The following is a 17,387-nucleotide window of genomic DNA, read 5'->3' as shown; positions in this document are numbered from 1 at the left end:
ACATGGGTTATAACAGGCGCGGCTAACATGTAACCGTTCGTGACCTTAGTGAGTAGTTTGTTGCGCCTGCGCCTCTTTGAGTGTAGCCTCTCCACTGGATCCTTCGACTTAACCAGCTCAGCCGCCTTCCTGAGGCGCTTCTCGGGTATCTCCGCGTATATGTTCTGCATGAACCACGCCGCGAGATATGCAGCATGTAAAGCCCTCTTAGTCTCCATCTTAGCCCTGGGGTATGATTCCGCAATCCTCCTAAGCCACTCAATCCTATCCCTCAAGACCCCGTCGGCACCCTTAGACTTCACGTCCCTGACTATTTCTGAGACCACGGCCGGGTTCCTGAACTCAACTTCACTCAGTTCATTGGGTATTTTCCCAAGCTTCCTCTCAAGGAACCTCCTCATGTCGTCGGTCGTTATGTTCATGGTTAAGTGGTATAGAGGCGCTATCCTCCTCCTAGTCTGCAAATCTAAGTAAACCCAAAGGGTTGTTGGTATTGTTAAGCCTGCATTAGCCCGAGGCCACCTGTCAACCATCTCAAAGTACCTGTCACGGAGGTCATCGAAGTCGTGAAAGCCGTATTGCGCGGGCATTTCAACAACTCTCTCGAATTCATCCACAACAATAAGCGTGAACCCCTCATTCACCAGGTCTTTGATTACCTTAAGTAGTCGGTTTAATCCAGACCCCTTCACCTCAATATCAATCTTAGCCCCTACAGTACCCGTACCCTTAATTGACTGCTTCCCAAACACCCCGCCTAACCATTCCCTCAGCTCCTCACCACACCTCTCCTCAAACTCCTCGGCAATATCAATGGCTACCTCGTTAAGGTTCACAGTACCCTCTTCAGCCCTAAGCACCTTATAGGCCGCGAGAACCGTAGCCCTACCTCCCAGTGCATTCTCTGCAAATACCGATAATGCCGCAACTAAGGTCTTACCAAAACCATAGAACCCAGTTACCGCACCCCCCTCCTTTAACGCTTGGTAACTACCCCTTAGCAACCTAGCTAGAGCTGGGTTGGCTGGCTCCCCGAACTCCCTCACCTCCCCGCAGATCTCGGGTACCGCTTGGTAGGCTGATAATGCCGCAATTTCAGGCGAACTCATGGTGGATATAAATAATGAGGAAGTCTCTTTAAAAGCTTCCTTAGTTTCTCAATCTTATTATAAACTTTAGAAACCTCGGTAGCCTTACCGTAAATCTCACGACGTTGCAGTGCTGAGTGTAACGCTGCGTAGTATGCGGCTATGTCGCTTATTGAAACCACATGCGTCTTTCCCACAATTACCCTGCCAACCCTCATCCTAACGTCACTTATGTACACCATTTCATCCCTACTCGGGGTATCAAACACCACCACCTCAACGTCCTCCCTCCTCAACTCATTAACTATGGTGTCAGTGGTTGGGTTTGGTATGGAGACTACCTTAACCATGTGCCTACGTCTCAACGACTTCACGTACATGTCCACCAGGTCCCCATGCTCCTTTAGGTGAAATCCGTAAAGGATGAGCTTCACGGCATTATCAACCCTGGAGACACGCCTCTGAGCCAGGTATCCGGCTACCTGCACTAAGTGCATATTTAAATCAACTACATCAGGCCACTCGTAAATAGCCACACCAGCCCCATACCCCACTTCACGGTATTTCGAGAAGTCAACTGCAGCAATCCTAACCCCCATACCCTATCAAACAGTCCCTCATTTAAGTTTCATGGATTATGTTACTCAGTATCAATCCCTAGCTCACTAAGTAATTCGCTTATTCCAACTACCTCAAGTGCCGTGGCTTCACAAGTATCCTCCCAGTGAGCAACGTAACTGAGATCCTAGTTAGAAATGGTTCACCAACCCTCAACACCCTCTTGACCCCTAAACCTAATGAACAACAGGACTTCCTAAGGTCGATATCAGGTAAGGATTCTATATCCATGGTTTAGTTAAGTCCCTAGGCATAATTAATGCGTTTATGCTTAAGCCGGTGTTAATAATTATTCCCATACCTGGCGATGAGGGTATCTTCACCGCTTAGGTAAATCCCACGTTCCTCAAGGGACTTTGCTGCCTTCACTACTCCACATGCAAAGTTAACCATTTGTTCTAAGTCGTCGCCAATTTTCTTAATTAACACTGTAGCAATATTATTCCTACCATGGGCTACGGCAAGTGACGCTAAGAAGTAGGCAATTGCCGATAAAGATACCCCTAAGGAAAAGTTTATGAGCGACTCCGCTAGAAGCACGAGCGAATACCTCACGTTAGTGTCCCCCTGCTCACAGGCAACCCTATGCAGTAAGGACGCTAACATACCATAGGCACCGTTAATTGCAGTAAGCAACTCATTAACGTCATTAACATTCTCTAACTCAGCCTCCAATTCCTCGACTTCCCCAGGCTTCAACAAGCCATACCGTCTTAACACCTCCATAAGCGTAAGTAAGGTACTCTTAAGTACCTGCCCCTTACCCTCCACCTGGGCTAGGTTATTGAGGTTCTGAATCTCATCCCTCATAAGGTCCTTAGCGTTATTGCAATAATCATCTACATTAACCGTTCCGTTAGCTAACTCTCTTTCAAAATTCTCAATAAACCTATTGAGCCCTTCACTATGGTGGGCAATTAGGTTCCTAACCGTATCAATAACATCACTAAGCCTCCTATTCAACCCAGCAATGTTGATGTCTAATGCGGAGACCTGCGGCATCATTAGGGTGTTATGTCTGGCCTGTACCAGTTTGGCGTGTTCAACCACATTATGCCCAGCGCCACCACTGCCCTTACGCCATCCACCAACTGCCTAACCCTCCCCAGTAGCCTTAGGCCTATTAGGTAGGCAACTAGGGTTAGCCTCCTGGAGAGTATGAGGGTCAACACCTCCAGTGCAGCCTGCCTAATGGCGGCCAGTAGGCCTGGGGACTTAACAACCCCACCCCTCCTAATGAAAAATATCACCGAGTCCAATAACCCCCTCCTCAACGGCGAAACCCTCCACCACACACCCAGCCTAATGGCCCTAGTTCTCAATGCAGGGAGGGTGCGGGGGTTGATTACCCCAAGCCTACTGGCCAAGTACTCCCCCACAAGCGTGGTTGCAACCTCACCAATACTCCTCAACGCCATTTTACAGTAACCGTATTACCAACCCCCTTTAAAACAATTACCCGTAGGAACCTCATGCATTTAACGTGAGAATGGGGTTAAGATAACCCTCAACCGCCTTGGCGCATCCGTAATCAGCCTCCTCGGTATTGGCTTAACAAGCAGCATGATGAGGGTGAATAGGAGTAAAACGGCTAACTGCGGTATGGGCCAGGTTAATGCCGGGTCACTCATGGCGTATAGTATTGCTGAGGCCATTGGGGCTGCTAGGGATAGGGCAGTCACGGCCCCAAGCCTCCACCCCCACGGCCTATTGTTAAGCCAGTAGAGTATCAGCGTTAATGTTACGCCCACGTAGTTTGCAACCACCACTGCGTATAGGTTCATTAAGTGGGCTAGGGCTATGAAGGTTAAGACACTTGCAACTGCACCCACTGCGCTCCTCTCCACGGCTAACCAGCCCTTCCCAGTGACCCAGTAGTACATCATGTAGACTCCATCAACCACCGAGGCTGGTGTTGTGGCGAAGAGGAGCATTACGTATGGTACAGCCGCCGTATAGGCCCCGTTAATTACGTGTAGGATTGGGGCCAGTGGGGTGAGGAGTATGGCAGTTAAGGCTAGTATTGAACCCACCACCACGTACCCCCCTGAGTAATCCTTAGCCAAGGAACCCACGTCAAAGCCCACCGCATAACCGTGACTAGCCACAGTACCGAACACTGCGCCAACTGAACCCGCAAACCCACTCAATAAGCCGATTATGTTTAGCGTTAACCCATATATCCCAGATGCCGATGGGCCGAGGAGCTTAAAGACTAGGTAAGCCATTAGCGTGCTTGAAATGCCCCCTAGGTATGCGGCTAGCCAGTACTGGAAGCCCATGTTAACGTACTCCTTAACCCTAGCCCTAATTAGGCCGTAGCCTGCCCTTAAACTTGGCCACTGCCTAACCTTGCCCATGTAGTATGCGGCTATGGTTAATTGACCTATTAGGTAGGATACTGCTATTGCGTAGACGTTCCTAAGCAACATTATTAACGCTACTTCAATGACCCTGAAGGCTATGTTGCCTAGGGTTAACCCAACACCCTGCGTGGCCACTGAGCCCACTGCCCATAGGTGGAAGTTCAACGCATTGTTAACGCCCTGTATTAGGGTGTAAACCGCCCATACAGCCACTATGCCCATCAGCCATGCTGGTACACCATCCTTTATGAAGACTGGTATTAGGGCTAGGCCAGTCACGGAGTAGGCTAGGGTTAGGGTTAGGGATAGTGCGAACATTGCCGAGTAGTGCATGTAGACGGTGCCACCCCTGGCGTGGTTCATGGCACCCTCCCTGGCTATGGCGTTATCGATACCGAAGGTTGGGAAGAATAACCCAACCGTTGACAGTAGGGCCAACATTGCGTTGTAGTAGCCGTACTGGGTTAGGGGAATGAACCTGGTGAGTAGTATTATGTAGGCTAGGGCTAGGGCGTAGTTAACCACAGTGGATGCGTAGTTGGTGAACACTCCGAGCAGCGGTGACTCACTGATTAACTCCCCCACCAAGGCCCTCAACCAACACCCCTTATTAAGTAATACACGACCCCACCCCCATTCTAAGGGGCGATTGCTAAACCAACACCACGGCCAATACACACAGCATTAAGCCTTACCACAATGCCTTAGCTGGCTAATGAGGGGCCGAGTGCATGTGGGTTGAATGGTGGTGTAGGGTTTAAGCAAGTCATTAGATGCCTGCCCCTTGCCATAACTTTATAAAACCAAGCAACATGCGTCTGATTGTGGGTGAGTTTGATGATGCGTTGCTGCTTTTAGGGAGGTTAATGCCCATCGTCTTCATAGCCTTCAACCTAGGTAACACGCCAGTCCTAATAGCCTCACTGGTGCTCCTGGCCATTAACCTGGCCACCTGGGGTAAGGGCATTGACCTTGAGTTAACCCTACTCGGCATAGCCATCATCGGGTTGATGCAGCCCTTAATTGGCCTAGCCCTCTCCATACCGATGACCCTCATCCTTGACTCGGCCCTGAGGATCACCGGCAACGCAAGGCCTTGGTGGGTTTACGCAGCAGCCATATCGGCATCGGCATTGGCCTCAGCGGCCTTAATCAACCCCATGAAGGCGTTAAACTACGCAGCACCCCTAGCCTACGTAACCCTAACACCCCTTGCAACCTGGCTCACACTGAAGGCGGCTAGAATCAGCCTAACGCCAAGCAGGAGGCTTGAAACCATAGCCGGGGCGCCATTGGACTACGGCCTAACGTTAACCACCAGGCCGAGGATTAAGGCAACGCTTGAATTCGTAGGCAACGAAGGCTTAACCATAAACCCACCTAAACTAGCCATAAACGGGCAGTGCACCGTTAAGGTTAGGGCCCTTTACCAACTGGGCGGCGTGAGGAGGCCTAGGCTAAGGGTTAGGTTAATCGACCCCAGGGGCCTTGTGACCGTGGAGAGGGTTATCATGCACCCACCGATAACCGTGATTCCTAGGCTTAGGGCAGCGGCCGAGTACGCAACGGCAATGGTTAGGAGGCTTTCCCCATGGGGTGTTGAGGATGTGGAGGAGGTTAAGGAGTACGCCCCAGGGGACCCGGTTAGGAGGGTTCACTGGAAGAAGACGCTTAAGCTCAGGAGGCTCGTGGTTAAGGTGCTTAGGCAGGAGGTGGACGAGTTAAACATAGCCCTAGTACCCTACGCATCAAACGAGGAAACCCTGGACAGGGTTGGGGAGGCGTTAATACTAACCATAGCCACAGCCCTACTGAGCAGTAGGGTGGTCAAGGTGTACGTGGTCGACGGGTCAACGGAACCGTTAACCATAACCCCACGAAACCTAAACGACGCCATAACAAGGCTAACGGGCACGTTAAGGAACCTAAACATAAAACCAGTGGGCGGGTTAGACACCTGGGGCCTCCTAGACAGGATCAGGAGGGACAGGTTAACCTTAATCAACGGAATCAGGGACCCCCTAATAGTGATAGGGGAATCAACCTGGACAAGAAGCCTATGCAGGACAGGATCAGCCTGCCTACTAATAAACCCAAGAACCAACACCCAGTGAGAAACCAGCAGATATCACACGCGCCATTAGGCATCCCAAGGCATGAAACCAAAACCATAAGTTTTGGGCTGTCAGAGTAGCGATAACATTAATACTGAAGACTAACCACGGCACACCACACGTAAACTCATCAAGCCTTAAGGCGCCAAGATAACAGTGACGTTAAGGTTATGTGCTGGTGGCGTGTTAATGGCAACTGCGGCAGTGGATGGTTTCATTAAATTTTGGACTGGTAGAGTCACGATAATATTAATATCGGCATCGTTGGAGTCGATGTTACTGTCCTGTACCTTTATTGATCGGCTAACGGGGCGTGCGGGTTCATTGGAGTTTGGGCTGTCAGAGTAGTGATAATATTAATATCACCACGACTCTACCACTCCAAAACGCAAGACAACCACTTAACCCCGCAAATCATATAGCCACTGCAATATGACACACAAAGCCAGCATTAATATCACCACGATTCTATCAGTCTTAAGCATTAAGCACCGTGTGCCTTTGGATTGTCAGAGCCGTGGTGATATTAATACCGGTGATGAGCGCACTGCATGTGCATGCAATCAGCTGGCTCTATGGCTTATAGGGCTGAAGAGTTATCTTGGTTTTTGGACCGGCAGAGTCACGATAATATTAATATTATCACTACTCTAACAGCCCAAAACTTAAGGCAGCCACCCAACCCTACAAGCCATAATTACTAATCAAGTTGATGCCGTGGGTAACTCGATGGCGCATACAAACCTTAGTATTAATATTTTTTAAAATATATTAATTTTATTGCTGTTCTCTCACTCCAAAACTTAACGACACCCATTAGCCAACAGCCACCAACCCAACACACAACACATGGACATTAATCTTAATATTATCACGGCTCTGACAGCCCAAACTCCAATGACACCCAGCGAGCCAACTGCACCCTAATCAACATGCATGAAGCCAGTATTAAGATTACCGCTACTCTACCAGCCCAAAATTCAAGATGCAGACTTAGCCTATAAGCCATGGTAGCTAACTCAACCACACATTAAGGTTAATATTACCACGCTTTACTACCCTAAGTTTTTAACGAACCTACACCACGCTAAGCAATCTTAATATTACCACTACTCTATCAGCCCAAATTTTTCGGTAAGCTTTTCCTCCAGGGCCCTTAACAGTGTTATTCATGCCAAGGACCCGTACTTAGGATTATGCGCCATGTGAGGGGCTTACATTGGGTGCGTGGTTTGTAATCTTTGGGTGTTTTTCAGGGTAGGGGAGGTGTGTTTCTCTCCCTCCCCGATTCCAGTAGCCATATGCCGTATTTATTCGCTGCCTCCAGTGTGTTGGGGCTTGCCCTTAGGCAGTAAAGCACCTTGATGATTTTTCCGGGGAATTTATTCGGCATGGCCTTGATGGCTTCCTCAATCTTCCCGTTAACCCTCTCCACCGTCCTTGGGCCAGCCCTAACCTTAGCCTCACCGACAATGGTAACGGCACCGTTGGTACCGTATATGTCGAACTCGTAACCACTGTTCAGGAAGGTGGGCTTAGTCTCAACCACAACACCCCTCTGCCTCAGGTAGTATTGAACAGTGTCATTAGCCTCCTCCTCAGTGGTTATGGAGTACTTCTCTAGGGTGCTTTTCACATCCCTCAAATCCCTCCTAATCCCCCTAACCTCCCTCCAAAGCGCCTCCTGACCCTTCCTTAACGCCTCTTGACCCTCCCTCAATGACCTCACTTCCTGCCATAGCCTCCCCTGATCCTCTCTTAAAGCCTTAACCTCCTGCCACAGCTTCTCCTGGTTCTCTCTCAATGACTTAACCTCCTCCCATAGTTTCTCTTGGTTTTCTCTTAGCGCTCTCACCTCTTGCCACAACTTACCCATTTCCTGCCATAATTTCACTTGGTCCTCTCTAAGTGACTTTACCTCTTGCCATAGCCTCTCCTGGTTCTCCCTCAATGCCTTCACTTCCTGCCATAGCTTAGCCTGATCCTCCCTAAGCACCTTTACCTCTTGTAGTAGCTTCTGCATTGTGTCGACTAAGCCACCTAATGCTGTTAGTACACTGTTTAGTGTGGTTAACATGGTGGCTTGGTTATCCGTCAACTTAGTCACCACGTCCATTAGGCGTTTTAAGGTGGCCTGCACATCAGTAATGCCCAGCAACCCAACCACAGCTAACCTAAACTCCTCATCCTCCTTCAAGAGGCGCAGTAACTCATCCCTAAGGGACACTGGGTTAGAGAACTGGTAATGTGAAAATAAACTTTTCCTTAGTTATGAAACTACTCGTTTAGGTGCATTAGTCTTTGAAAATGAGGCAGTGAATATACCTTGCATCGAAAGGTTAGGCGGCCCCCCTCCTTATGGTGTACTCCCCGGTTACAGGCCTTAGAATTATTACCGTTACCTCATCGTTATTGGCTAGGTTTAACGCCTCTATAACCCTCCTCGGTAGTGTTATCCCAAACCTACTCGTGGATAACCTCCTAAACGTGGCCTCGTACATGTGGGTTAACCCACCCTTCACCACTATGGCCTGGACCTTCTCATCAAAACCCAGGTACCTTACGAATGATGGTATGGGTATGTATGAGTTCGTCGGCCCATAAATCCTAACCCTAGCCTTAACCTCAACACCCTGAAGCAACCTAAGGGACTCTATGGACACTACCAAGCACCCTCCAGGCCTTTTTAAGGATTACTATAATTCATTTATAAATGAATATTTTACTTAAATTTCACGTAAATTTTTACGTAATTATTTGATTTATAATGAATAAACTTTATAAACCCCCACCCAGCCTAGGCCACTTATGCTACTGGTTACCGGGAGGACGGCTGGCCTCTCCTCAAGGGCCTTTGAGGGTAGGTATAAGGAGCCGTGGGAGATTAGGGACATACACATAGCCAACCACCCCAGAAACGGAGGACACTTAATCAACTTCACAATAACCAACAACCCCAACGACCTAACCCTCATATCCTTCGACATACCAGGCGGTGGGACCAGGGTCTACTCCAGGATTAGGGAGGTTGCCACCTGGATGCTCTGCCCAAGGATAGACAACACGACTTACCTAACACCAAGCCTAACCATAGGCAATGCACTCCTAGCCCAAATACCCAACACAGCCAACGTAACCAGGTATTTCGTTGAGCCACTGGATAAGGCCATAGTTGAGAAGGCCCTTGCCAACACGCTAAGCGACCTGGTTAAATACGCCAAGAGGCGCATCACTGCATTACTCAACGCCAGGGGTAGGGCTGCCGCTGATGGCGTTAAGCTCATTGATGGCTTAACGGAAGTTATGGTTTACTCAGCCAGAGAGTGGGTGAGGAGGGGCTACGCCGTCAACATGAGGCTTGTGGATGGTTTAGCCAGGGCATTAAGCCACACAACCCAGTTCAAGGCAAGTAACAGCTTAGAGGGCTTAAGTTAAACCACCAAAAGCATTTTAAAAGGTTTCCATGGTTAAATCGCCGTGGGCCACGTGTACGTGTCCGCCAGGTTTAGGGGTAGGGGTGAGTTAACCATGGATAAGGTTCTTGTGGATACGGGGGCCACCTTCACGGTAATGCCGCTTGATGTTGCCGAGAAGTACCTCTATGAAACACCCCTTGAAGCCGAGTTGAGACTTGGCGATGGTAGGGTTGTTAGGGCTAGGGTCTTCGTGGCTGAAGTTGAGATTGAGGGTAGGAGGGGGCCAGCCAGGGTAATGGCCTTCAATGGCGCCACGCCAGTAATAGGCGTTGACATATTAGAGACCCTAGGCCTTAAGGTAAACCCAGTAACGGGTAAGTTAGAGAAGAGTGAGTACTACATGCTCTACGTTTAAGGGGCTGAACAGGTTAAGTAGACATGATGCCCTGCCTTATTGGAGTGGGGGTGATCTCGGGGTTTTGGTTATTGCCCCTCTTTAAGGTTGTCTTCATGTCTACTGGCAAGTCTCCCAATAAGCCTAATTGAAAACCTACCTGGCTTGCGCCTAATCCAAGTAATTAGGGTTAAGCCAGGCACACCAGACAGCTACATCCTCAACATGACATTCCTAGGAGCACAGTACTGGGCTTGGGTTGTCACCAAGGCTAAGTACGGTAAACCAGCACCATGCTACGACCCAATAGGTTGGACGTATGGGTACTGGGTCTGGAACCTCAACATTACCGAGCCTATCGGGGCTAACTGGCAGTACTACTGCGGGCCTAAGGGTGTTTGGCTAACCGTTGAAGCCCTAGGGGGTTCAAAAAGGATTGTTTTTGAGGGTTTGGGTTAGGTTGGTGGTTGGTTTGGTTGCTTCCTCAATGCACCGTACTTCCTGTACGTTATTCCACGCATTGCGGCCGCATACAGTAGCACCTTGAAGGCATCAGGAGTCTTGTCAATATACTCCTCGTAAAACTTCCTGGCTAGGTTGTGGAGTTCCTCAGCCTCCTCAAGGGTTAAATCATCCTTGTTCACGAGTTCAAGGAGTCTCTTCTTCTCCTCAGCCGTAAGCGGGTTTGTTGCAATTGAGGTTAGCCTCATGATTTCCGACCTTAGGTAGTTCACCTCGCCTTGGTTCAAGACGCCCTTCAACCCAAGGTACTCGACAATGGACTCGCCAACACCATTAATGGCATTGGTGAGCCTTTCCAGCCTCTCACTCAGCCTTTCAATATTCTTCTCAATCCTAGCCTCCATCTCAGTTAGCCTACTATCCATCTTGGTTAGCCTGCTCCCAAGCCAGTAGGCTGCACTACCCACCGCCACAGACACGGTAACCACGGTACTGAGCACGGTCACAAGTACAGTCACAATATCCATACTTCGGGCACTGTGTTAAAATACCTATAGCGTTTAAAAGGCTGTTGCTTCAATAAATGATTGGTTTGGGTTAAGTTAGTTTGAGTGGCATCAGTTCCTTGTTGTACCTTCCGTACGTTATACCACGCACTGCGGCGGCGTAGAGGAGTAGGTACCATGCCTCATCCTTATCCATGTGCTCCTCCCAAAACTTCTTAGCCAACCTCTCAAAGTCATCAACCTCCTCGGGCGTGAACTCATCCTTACCCTTATTAATGTACCCAAGGAGTCTCCTCTTCTCATCCTCTGTAAGTGGGTTGCCTATGATTGAGTTTATACTGCCGAGGGCAGTCTTCCACGCATCCACACCCTCAAGGATACCCCTCTTGCCAAGTTGTTCGATAAGCCCAGCTACAACATCACCCTGCTTCCCAAAAGCCTTAACGAGAATGTTTAACCTATCCTCAACCCTAATAAGTCTCTCCCTCAAATCACCAATATCCCTCTGAACACTTGACCTTAATTCATTAATATCCCTTCTAAATTCCTCTCTCAACCCCTCAATATCCCTCCTAACATCATCCCTAATATACCTCTCGAACCTATGCATGAAGCTAACTACAGTGATTACAGCACTTATTACACCCACTACGGCACCTATGATGGCGGCTATAATGCTTATCACACCCAGAATACTCATACTCGAGCAGCGTGTAAAAACACTAGAACTAGTGCTTTAAGTTTTTTGAGTATTTTAAGCTTTAACCATTAACGCTTCAATAAAGGAGGGATTTTGAAGGGGGATTGTTTAAGGGGTTGGGTTAGGTTAAGTTAGCCTGAATCTTCTTGGTGCTGGCTTGGCTAGGATTGGCATTACCAAGGCTAGGAGTATTAGCAGGTCTAGCATGAAGCCATTCTCATACAACCATGCACTAACGTACCCATTCCAAGCCTTGATAATGGATTAAACCTCATCCTTCAGGTAGTAGAAGACCCTACCTTAAAGGGTGAGACTTAACCGTGGTAGTTGGAGGCGTTACTTGCCTGCGGTAACCTTCCTGCGCTGGGCCATGGGTACCCTTGTCCTGCTCCAGGATGTGGCTATGGCTACGGCTATTAGGGCTAGGGATGACTTGAAGGCTAGGTGTAGGCTGTTTATGAACGTTGCCATTAGGCTTTGGGTTAACGTTGATGTGCCTACGAATATTTGAAAGGCCACACTCCTCGGTATGGCCATGGAGGAGACCACTATGGCTATTATGAAGCTCAGTATCATGCCGATGTTGCCGATTGTCCTATTCGTACCTGAGGCTATGCCGTACATGCTCCCAGGCACCTCAAACATGACCATTTTACCGTTAGCCGCAAAGAACATGGCCGCCCCAATACCGCTCACCGACGCTATTAATGTTATCAGGTAGAGGGGGGTCGTTAACGTCAATAGGACGTCGTAGAGCACGTAGGCCACGGCCTGCAGCATAAGCCCCACTGAGGCAACCACCCTCGCATCAAACCTATCAGCCAACCTACCACCAAGTGTAGCCGATAATGAACCAAGCAGGTAACCCGGCACAAGCCACAGTGAGGCCTCGAAGGGGTTAAGCCCCCTAACCCCCTGGAGGTACATTATTACTAGGAAGAGTATTGCGTAATTGGCCATGTACTGGAAGAAGTAGGAGAAGCTTGAGAGGGTGAACATCCTTATCCTGAACAGGCTTAAACCAATAAGGGGATACCTGGCCCTCGACTCCACGTATATGAAGGCCAGCAGTAGGGCAGTGCCCAACAGAGCCATTAAGCCAACCATAGCGTTATAGCCCACCCCGGCGTAGGTTATGCCAGCCATTGAGTATAGGCCAAGGGATAGGCCGAGCGTCACGGCACCCGGCACGTCAAAGCCCTCCCTAACCCTAACACCCCTATCCCTAAGGTACATTAGCCCAACGGCGAAGCCGACTATGGCTATGGGTACGTTCACGTAGAAGATCCACCTCCAGCCAACGAATGTGGTTAAGACCCCGCCAACCAGTATGCCGGCCACCGCACCCAGGTTCCAGCCCATTGAGGTCGTCCCAAAGACGAAGCCCCTCTCATTGGGTTGAAAATAATCGCTGGCTATGGCCATGGTGTTGCTCGTCATCAGTGAGCCACCGAAGGCCTGCACAACCCTGAAGGATATCAACTCCACCGCATTCGCTGATAGACCGCACAGGGCACTACCCACGCCGAAGAGCACCATGCCCAGGTTGAACATGGCTGCCCTACCCTTAACATCACCAAGCTTACCCAACTGCGTTGAAAGCACCGTGACCGTAAGTATGTAGATTAATATTACCCATATCAACGTCGCCAAGTCACTGTGTAGGGCCGTCAACATCACTGGGAGCGCCAGTATTACTATTGTGCTGTCCAGGGCCGCCATGAATGATGCAATCGTCAGCAGTGTCAACACGACCAGTTGAACCTTATTCACAGGGGCGGTTTAAGCCGCCATATTTAAACCTTTTAATAGGTTCCACAGTGCTGCGCTTAAAAGCCCTAATTAACCCAAAGTGGCGTGAGGGCACTGATCTACTGGTCGATTAGTGGTGTTGGTGGTGCCCAGAGGCTCTACGCGGCGTTCGCGAGGGCACTGATGGAATGCGGTATCAATGTTGACATACTGGCCAGTTACGGCATTAGCCTAAGCAAGGTTAAGAGGGACCACGGCATTGACCTAAGTGGGGTTAACGTAGCAGTGGTTAAACGCCTCCCCTGCAGCAATGCCCCATGTGGCTTAGTGAACTCAACCGTGGGTGTGGGTAAGTTGACCAGCATTGCAGGGGACTATGACCTACTGTACCTAGATGACCTATACCTCTCACGGTACATTAGGCACAGCGGCATAATCTTCTACGTGCACGGTTACATTGACAGGACTAGGCCTGTGGCACCCCTAAGTAAGCCCCACAGGATGATCCCAATGGCCGTGCAGGCCATGTTGTCCAGCTACGACGTGTTCAGGAGGGCTAGGTACCTATTCACCAACAGCCACGTCAACGCATACATAATGCATAGGACAATTGGCATTAAGCCCAGTGTACTACACCCACCAGTCGACATTGAACTGGCCGGTAGGTACAGGAGTAGGGTTAGGGAGGACGCCGTTGTCTCCTTCGGCAGGCTTGGCTCAGCTAAGGGGCATGACTTAGCCATTAGGGTTGTCGGCGAGTTGAGGAGGAGTGGCGTAGATGCTGAGGCCTACATAATGGGCTCGGCGGATGACTCAACGGCCAGGCTTTACGTGGCTAACCTGCTTAAGCTAGCTGAGAGGCTTGGTGTTGCCAAGCACGTTAAGTTCATTGTGAACCCAAGCCTAGCCGAGGCGTACAGCGTGTTGGGTAGATCCAAGGTTTTCATTCATGGGAAGCCCCATGAACCCTTCGGCATAGTCGTCGTTGAGGCCATGGCCATGGGGGCGGTGCCCATAGTGCCCAGGTCCGGTGGGCCATGGTACGACATAGTTGAGGCTGGCAAGTACGGGTTCGGCTACGACACCGTTAATGAAGCGGTGGATGCGGCTAGGCGAATACTAAGCAACTACGAGGAATACTCAAGTCTTGTGGTTGAGAGGGCTGGGGAATTCTCATATACCAGGTTCAGGGATGAGTTATGCAGGCGCCTAACCACCAATTAACTCGCATGCATCTTCAAGGGTCAAGCCCTGTAGCAGCCAGTTAACCGCTTATGGCTAATTCACTGCACCTGCCCCCGCTGTACAGTATGGCCCTACTGTACCCAGGCGCCCTTAGGCCTACCCCATCATACTCTATAACCCTACCATCCCTCAGCCTTATTGAGCCCTTACCGTAAACCCTAACCTCACTGGTCGTTGGTATCACCGAGCCTTCCCTTATGAATAGTGGGAATTCACTACCGCTCTCAATCCAAGTAGGCCCCCTATACTCCACGCAGCTCCACCAATCCACCCAATTACCCCTAGGCAGGTAAACCCTCCTCGACTCACCGTAGATTTGGGGAGCATATAGTAGGCCGCCTCCAACCATGTACTCGTCTATTATGTGGTAGGCGTCGTCATCGTCCTGGAAGTGGTAGACCAGCGGCCTAACAATTGGGTGCCCGGTTTCATGGGCCTCGGTGGCTAGGGCTAGGAGGTATGGCATTAGGCTCCTCCTAAGCTCCACAGCCCTCTTAACGGCCTGGGCATGGTCACCCCTAAGCATGTACGGCTCCCTATCGGGGTTACTGCTCGTGTGCACCCTGAGGAGGGGGAAGAATAACCCAGCCCTAAAGTACCTAACAAGCAATTCACCCTGGTCCATGTAGGGCCTATACCTCCTCAAATCACCCCTCCCAATGAAGCCACCCAGGTCGCAGCCGAAGAATGGAATGCCTGAGAGCCCCATTGACTCCACCAGTTGCATCTGAAGTAGTATGTCGTCCAGTGAACCCGTGTTGTCCCCTGACCATAAAAAGGCGTAGCTTTGAATGCCTGCGTAGCCAGCCCTCGATAGTATGAAGGGCTTATCCACGCCAGCCCTCCTCAAACCCTCGTAGGTTGCCGCGGCTTGGAAGTATGGGTAGGCGTTCCTAGCTAACTCATGCCTAACCCTCCTCCCATCATCAAGCCTATGAATGGCACCCCTATCAATGGACCACTCACGCTCCCTAACGTAATCAGTGGGTTCATTCATGTCCAACCAAATGCCGTCAACCCCGTAATCCCTAACCCACCTCTCAACTAGGCTACTCCACCAATCCCTAGCCTCCCTATTGAAGAAGTCCGGGAACACAACCGCACCTGGCCAACCCCTACCCACGTAGAGTTCCCCATTCTGAGCCTCGCAATACTTACCCAACCCACTTAGGAACACGTCGAAGTTTTGGTCAAGCTTAACCCAATGGTCAATTATCGTTATGAACCTAACACCCCTCCTATGAAGCTCCTCGGAGAGCCCCCTTGGGTTAGGGAACTTTGACCTATCCCAGGCGAATATCTTGCCGGAGTCCATGTACTGGAGGTCTAAGTACACTGCTGATGGTTTAAGGCCGAAGGCCTCGAGTTCATCAACAATCCTAACCACGACGTCCTGGGGCTCATAACCACAGCACCTGGATACTTGATAGTCAAGGGCCCAGTCAGGTGGCTCTAGGGGCTTGCCCGTTATGTCTGTGTAGTTCTCAATAACCCTCTCAACGCTAGGCCCCCTTATGACGTAAACCTCAACGTCGCTGTGGGGCACCGTAACCCTAACCTCATTATACCTGGTTAGGCCAATGTCAAAGTAGAGCTCGGCTGGTGAGTTAACGAATAGCCCAACCGCCTCACTGTGTCTGACGCTTATTAGGAATGGTATTGAGGCGTAGAGGGGGTCACTGTACCAGCCGTATGGGGTGGGTGCGGATGCATCCAGGTTCCACATCCTAACCCTAACCCTCCTCCTATCAAGCTCATAAGCCTTCTCCCCAAGCCCAAGCACATGCTCCTTTAAGTCAAGGTCCTTGACTATGGTTAACCTGCCGTTAGACTCCTCAACCCTAAGCCTATGCCCAAGGAACTCACCCTCGTAACTAGGCCCCTCAAAGACTCCGACAGCCCTACTCGGCCTGTAGTTGAAGGTTACTATTGGCCTTGGGTTGTTAATGAGTAGCCTAAACCCTGGTTCACCCTCCTCAACGCTAACCCTCATGAAACCAATGCCAGCCCACTCCTTTTTAACAGGTGCCTCATTTGCTGCTGCCGAGTAGCTTGAGTAGTTCGCTTAGCCTGGCCTTAATGTCGGCTAGCTCCCTTGATAATGCCTCGTTCTCACTCTTCAGTCTTAGGTTCTCCTCCCTCAATTTATCATAATCCTCCTTAAGCCTCTTAAGCTCCTCCTCAACCTTACCGCAGGACTCAGCTGCCTTAATCTTGTCGCTCCTAACCCAGTAAACCACCTGGCTATTCTCCTTAACCCACCTAAGCTCACCCGTCTCAAGGTCAAGGTCCAGTTCCGTGAGTATTGCGAACACGTCACCCTTGCCTATGTCGTACTGCTTGGTAACCTCAGTGAAGAACCAGTTCTTAATGTCGTTAAACACCTTGGTTAGGGACTCCCTGAACTCATGCCTATTCCTCAGCTCGTTAAACCTAGCCTCACCCTCCTCCCCACCTAGGCTTGTCCTCAGTCCATTGGCCACCGCCCCGAATATTATCCTGAAGAAGTCGGGCCTACCACCCCTACCATGCCTACCGAACAGTTTACCAGCTGAGGTTTTACCGGTTGATAACTTAATCTTAACTATGCGCTTACCCGCCTCCGTGACAAGCTCTGATGTAGCGCTCTCCCTCTCAATCTCCTCACCCTCCTCAGCCTCCTCAGGCTGCTCAGAGGACATAGATTATTATACTTAAATTTAGCTTATAAACCTATCCTTAAAACA

General features: G+C 50.0%; 18 protein-coding genes. 5 read left to right on the top strand and 13 right to left on the bottom strand.

The genetic code is table 11. The features are described 5' to 3' along the window. The 6 genes from AAX04_RS07870 to AAX04_RS07850 all read right to left on the bottom strand — a co-directional run. The coding region (locus AAX04_RS07870) for a hypothetical protein (RefSeq protein WP_066796522.1) at positions 1 to 1,109 on the bottom strand (1,109 nt) is incomplete at its 3' end. Beyond that, a complete protein-coding gene (locus tag AAX04_RS07865; protein ID WP_066796519.1) occupies positions 1,106 to 1,687 on the bottom strand; it encodes a hypothetical protein in 582 nt (193 codons plus the stop codon). The genes AAX04_RS07865 and AAX04_RS07870, both read right to left, overlap by 4 nt. A gap of 88 nt (positions 1,688 to 1,775) precedes the next feature. Continuing rightward, complete coding sequence (locus AAX04_RS11950; protein WP_156519763.1) at positions 1,776 to 1,937, bottom strand: hypothetical protein; 162 nt, start codon at positions 1,935 to 1,937, stop codon at positions 1,776 to 1,778. 51 nt (positions 1,938 to 1,988) lie between these two features. Next, positions 1,989 to 2,756 (bottom strand): hypothetical protein, encoded by a 768-nt coding sequence (locus AAX04_RS07860; protein ID WP_156519762.1) that lies wholly within the window; start codon positions 2,754 to 2,756, stop codon positions 1,989 to 1,991. Beyond that, positions 2,711 to 3,124, bottom strand: a complete 414-nt coding sequence (locus AAX04_RS07855) for a hypothetical protein (RefSeq protein ID WP_238377841.1) — start codon at positions 3,122 to 3,124, stop codon at positions 2,711 to 2,713. The genes AAX04_RS07860 and AAX04_RS07855 overlap by 46 nt, the downstream gene beginning before the upstream one ends. Positions 3,125 to 3,184: 60 nt before the next feature. Next, entirely contained in the window at positions 3,185 to 4,657 is a 1,473-nt protein-coding gene (locus AAX04_RS07850) for an oligosaccharide flippase family protein (protein ID WP_084761274.1), read from the bottom strand. Positions 4,658 to 4,896: 239 nt separating this feature from the next. On the opposite strand from AAX04_RS07850, the gene AAX04_RS07845 reads away from it, so the two are divergent. After that, positions 4,897 to 6,186, top strand: a complete 1,290-nt coding sequence (locus AAX04_RS07845; RefSeq protein WP_066796510.1) for a DUF58 domain-containing protein — start codon at positions 4,897 to 4,899, stop codon at positions 6,184 to 6,186. Positions 6,187 to 7,438: 1,252 nt separating this feature from the next. Here the strand turns inward: AAX04_RS07845 and AAX04_RS07840 are convergent. Beyond that, on the bottom strand, positions 7,439 to 8,413 hold the full coding sequence (locus AAX04_RS07840; protein ID WP_066796508.1) for a hypothetical protein: 975 nt from the start codon (positions 8,411 to 8,413) through the stop codon (positions 7,439 to 7,441). A gap of 112 nt (positions 8,414 to 8,525) precedes the next feature. Beyond that, positions 8,526 to 8,849: an AbrB/MazE/SpoVT family DNA-binding domain-containing protein gene (locus tag AAX04_RS07835; protein ID WP_066796506.1), complete on the bottom strand. Its 324-nt coding sequence runs from the start codon at positions 8,847 to 8,849 to the stop codon at positions 8,526 to 8,528. Positions 8,850 to 8,994: 145 nt separating this feature from the next. On the opposite strand from AAX04_RS07835, the gene AAX04_RS07830 reads away from it, so the two are divergent. The 3 genes from AAX04_RS07830 (at position 8,995) to AAX04_RS07820 (ending at position 10,455) form a co-directional block, all read left to right on the top strand. After that, a complete protein-coding gene (locus AAX04_RS07830) occupies positions 8,995 to 9,621 on the top strand; it encodes a hypothetical protein (RefSeq protein ID WP_066796504.1) in 627 nt (208 codons plus the stop codon). 42 nt (positions 9,622 to 9,663) lie between these two features. Continuing rightward, positions 9,664 to 10,017 (top strand): retroviral-like aspartic protease family protein, encoded by a 354-nt coding sequence (locus tag AAX04_RS07825; protein ID WP_066796501.1) that lies wholly within the window; start codon positions 9,664 to 9,666, stop codon positions 10,015 to 10,017. Positions 10,018 to 10,161: 144 nt separating this feature from the next. Next, positions 10,162 to 10,455 (top strand): hypothetical protein, encoded by a 294-nt coding sequence (locus tag AAX04_RS07820; protein ID WP_066796498.1) that lies wholly within the window; start codon positions 10,162 to 10,164, stop codon positions 10,453 to 10,455. On the opposite strand, the gene AAX04_RS07815 is transcribed toward AAX04_RS07820, so the two are convergent. From AAX04_RS07815 to AAX04_RS07805, 3 genes are all read right to left on the bottom strand, one after another. After that, a complete protein-coding gene (locus AAX04_RS07815) occupies positions 10,452 to 10,985 on the bottom strand; it encodes a hypothetical protein (RefSeq protein ID WP_066796495.1) in 534 nt (177 codons plus the stop codon). The genes AAX04_RS07820 and AAX04_RS07815 overlap by 4 nt on opposite strands. A 70-nt stretch (positions 10,986 to 11,055) precedes the next feature. Then, complete coding sequence (locus AAX04_RS07810) at positions 11,056 to 11,664, bottom strand: hypothetical protein (RefSeq protein WP_156519760.1); 609 nt, start codon at positions 11,662 to 11,664, stop codon at positions 11,056 to 11,058. Positions 11,665 to 12,000: 336 nt separating this feature from the next. Next, positions 12,001 to 13,437 (bottom strand): MFS transporter, encoded by a 1,437-nt coding sequence (locus AAX04_RS07805; protein ID WP_084761272.1) that lies wholly within the window; start codon positions 13,435 to 13,437, stop codon positions 12,001 to 12,003. Between the two features lie 84 nt (positions 13,438 to 13,521). Here AAX04_RS07805 and AAX04_RS07800 point away from each other — a divergent pair, with 84 nt between their 5' ends. Further along, positions 13,522 to 14,640 carry a glycosyltransferase gene (locus tag AAX04_RS07800; RefSeq protein ID WP_066796489.1) on the top strand — a complete coding sequence of 373 codons (1,119 nt, stop codon included), beginning with the start codon at positions 13,522 to 13,524 and terminating at the stop codon, positions 14,638 to 14,640. A gap of 40 nt (positions 14,641 to 14,680) precedes the next feature. Here AAX04_RS07800 and malA read toward each other — a convergent pair whose 3' ends face one another. Together malA and AAX04_RS07790 are read right to left on the bottom strand one after the other, a co-directional pair. After that, complete coding sequence (malA, locus tag AAX04_RS07795) at positions 14,681 to 16,654, bottom strand: alpha-glucosidase MalA (protein WP_066796486.1); 1,974 nt, start codon at positions 16,652 to 16,654, stop codon at positions 14,681 to 14,683. A 37-nt stretch (positions 16,655 to 16,691) separates the two neighbouring features. Further along, positions 16,692 to 17,342: a hypothetical protein gene (locus tag AAX04_RS07790; RefSeq protein ID WP_066796483.1), complete on the bottom strand. Its 651-nt coding sequence runs from the start codon at positions 17,340 to 17,342 to the stop codon at positions 16,692 to 16,694. Positions 17,343 to 17,387: the final 45 nt, after the last annotated feature.

The sequence above is a fragment of the Caldivirga sp. MU80 genome (assembly GCF_001663375.1).
In the GTDB taxonomy this organism is placed as follows: domain Archaea; phylum Thermoproteota; class Thermoprotei; order Thermoproteales; family Thermocladiaceae; genus Caldivirga.
This window is presented reverse-complemented; position numbering and strand designations above follow the sequence as displayed.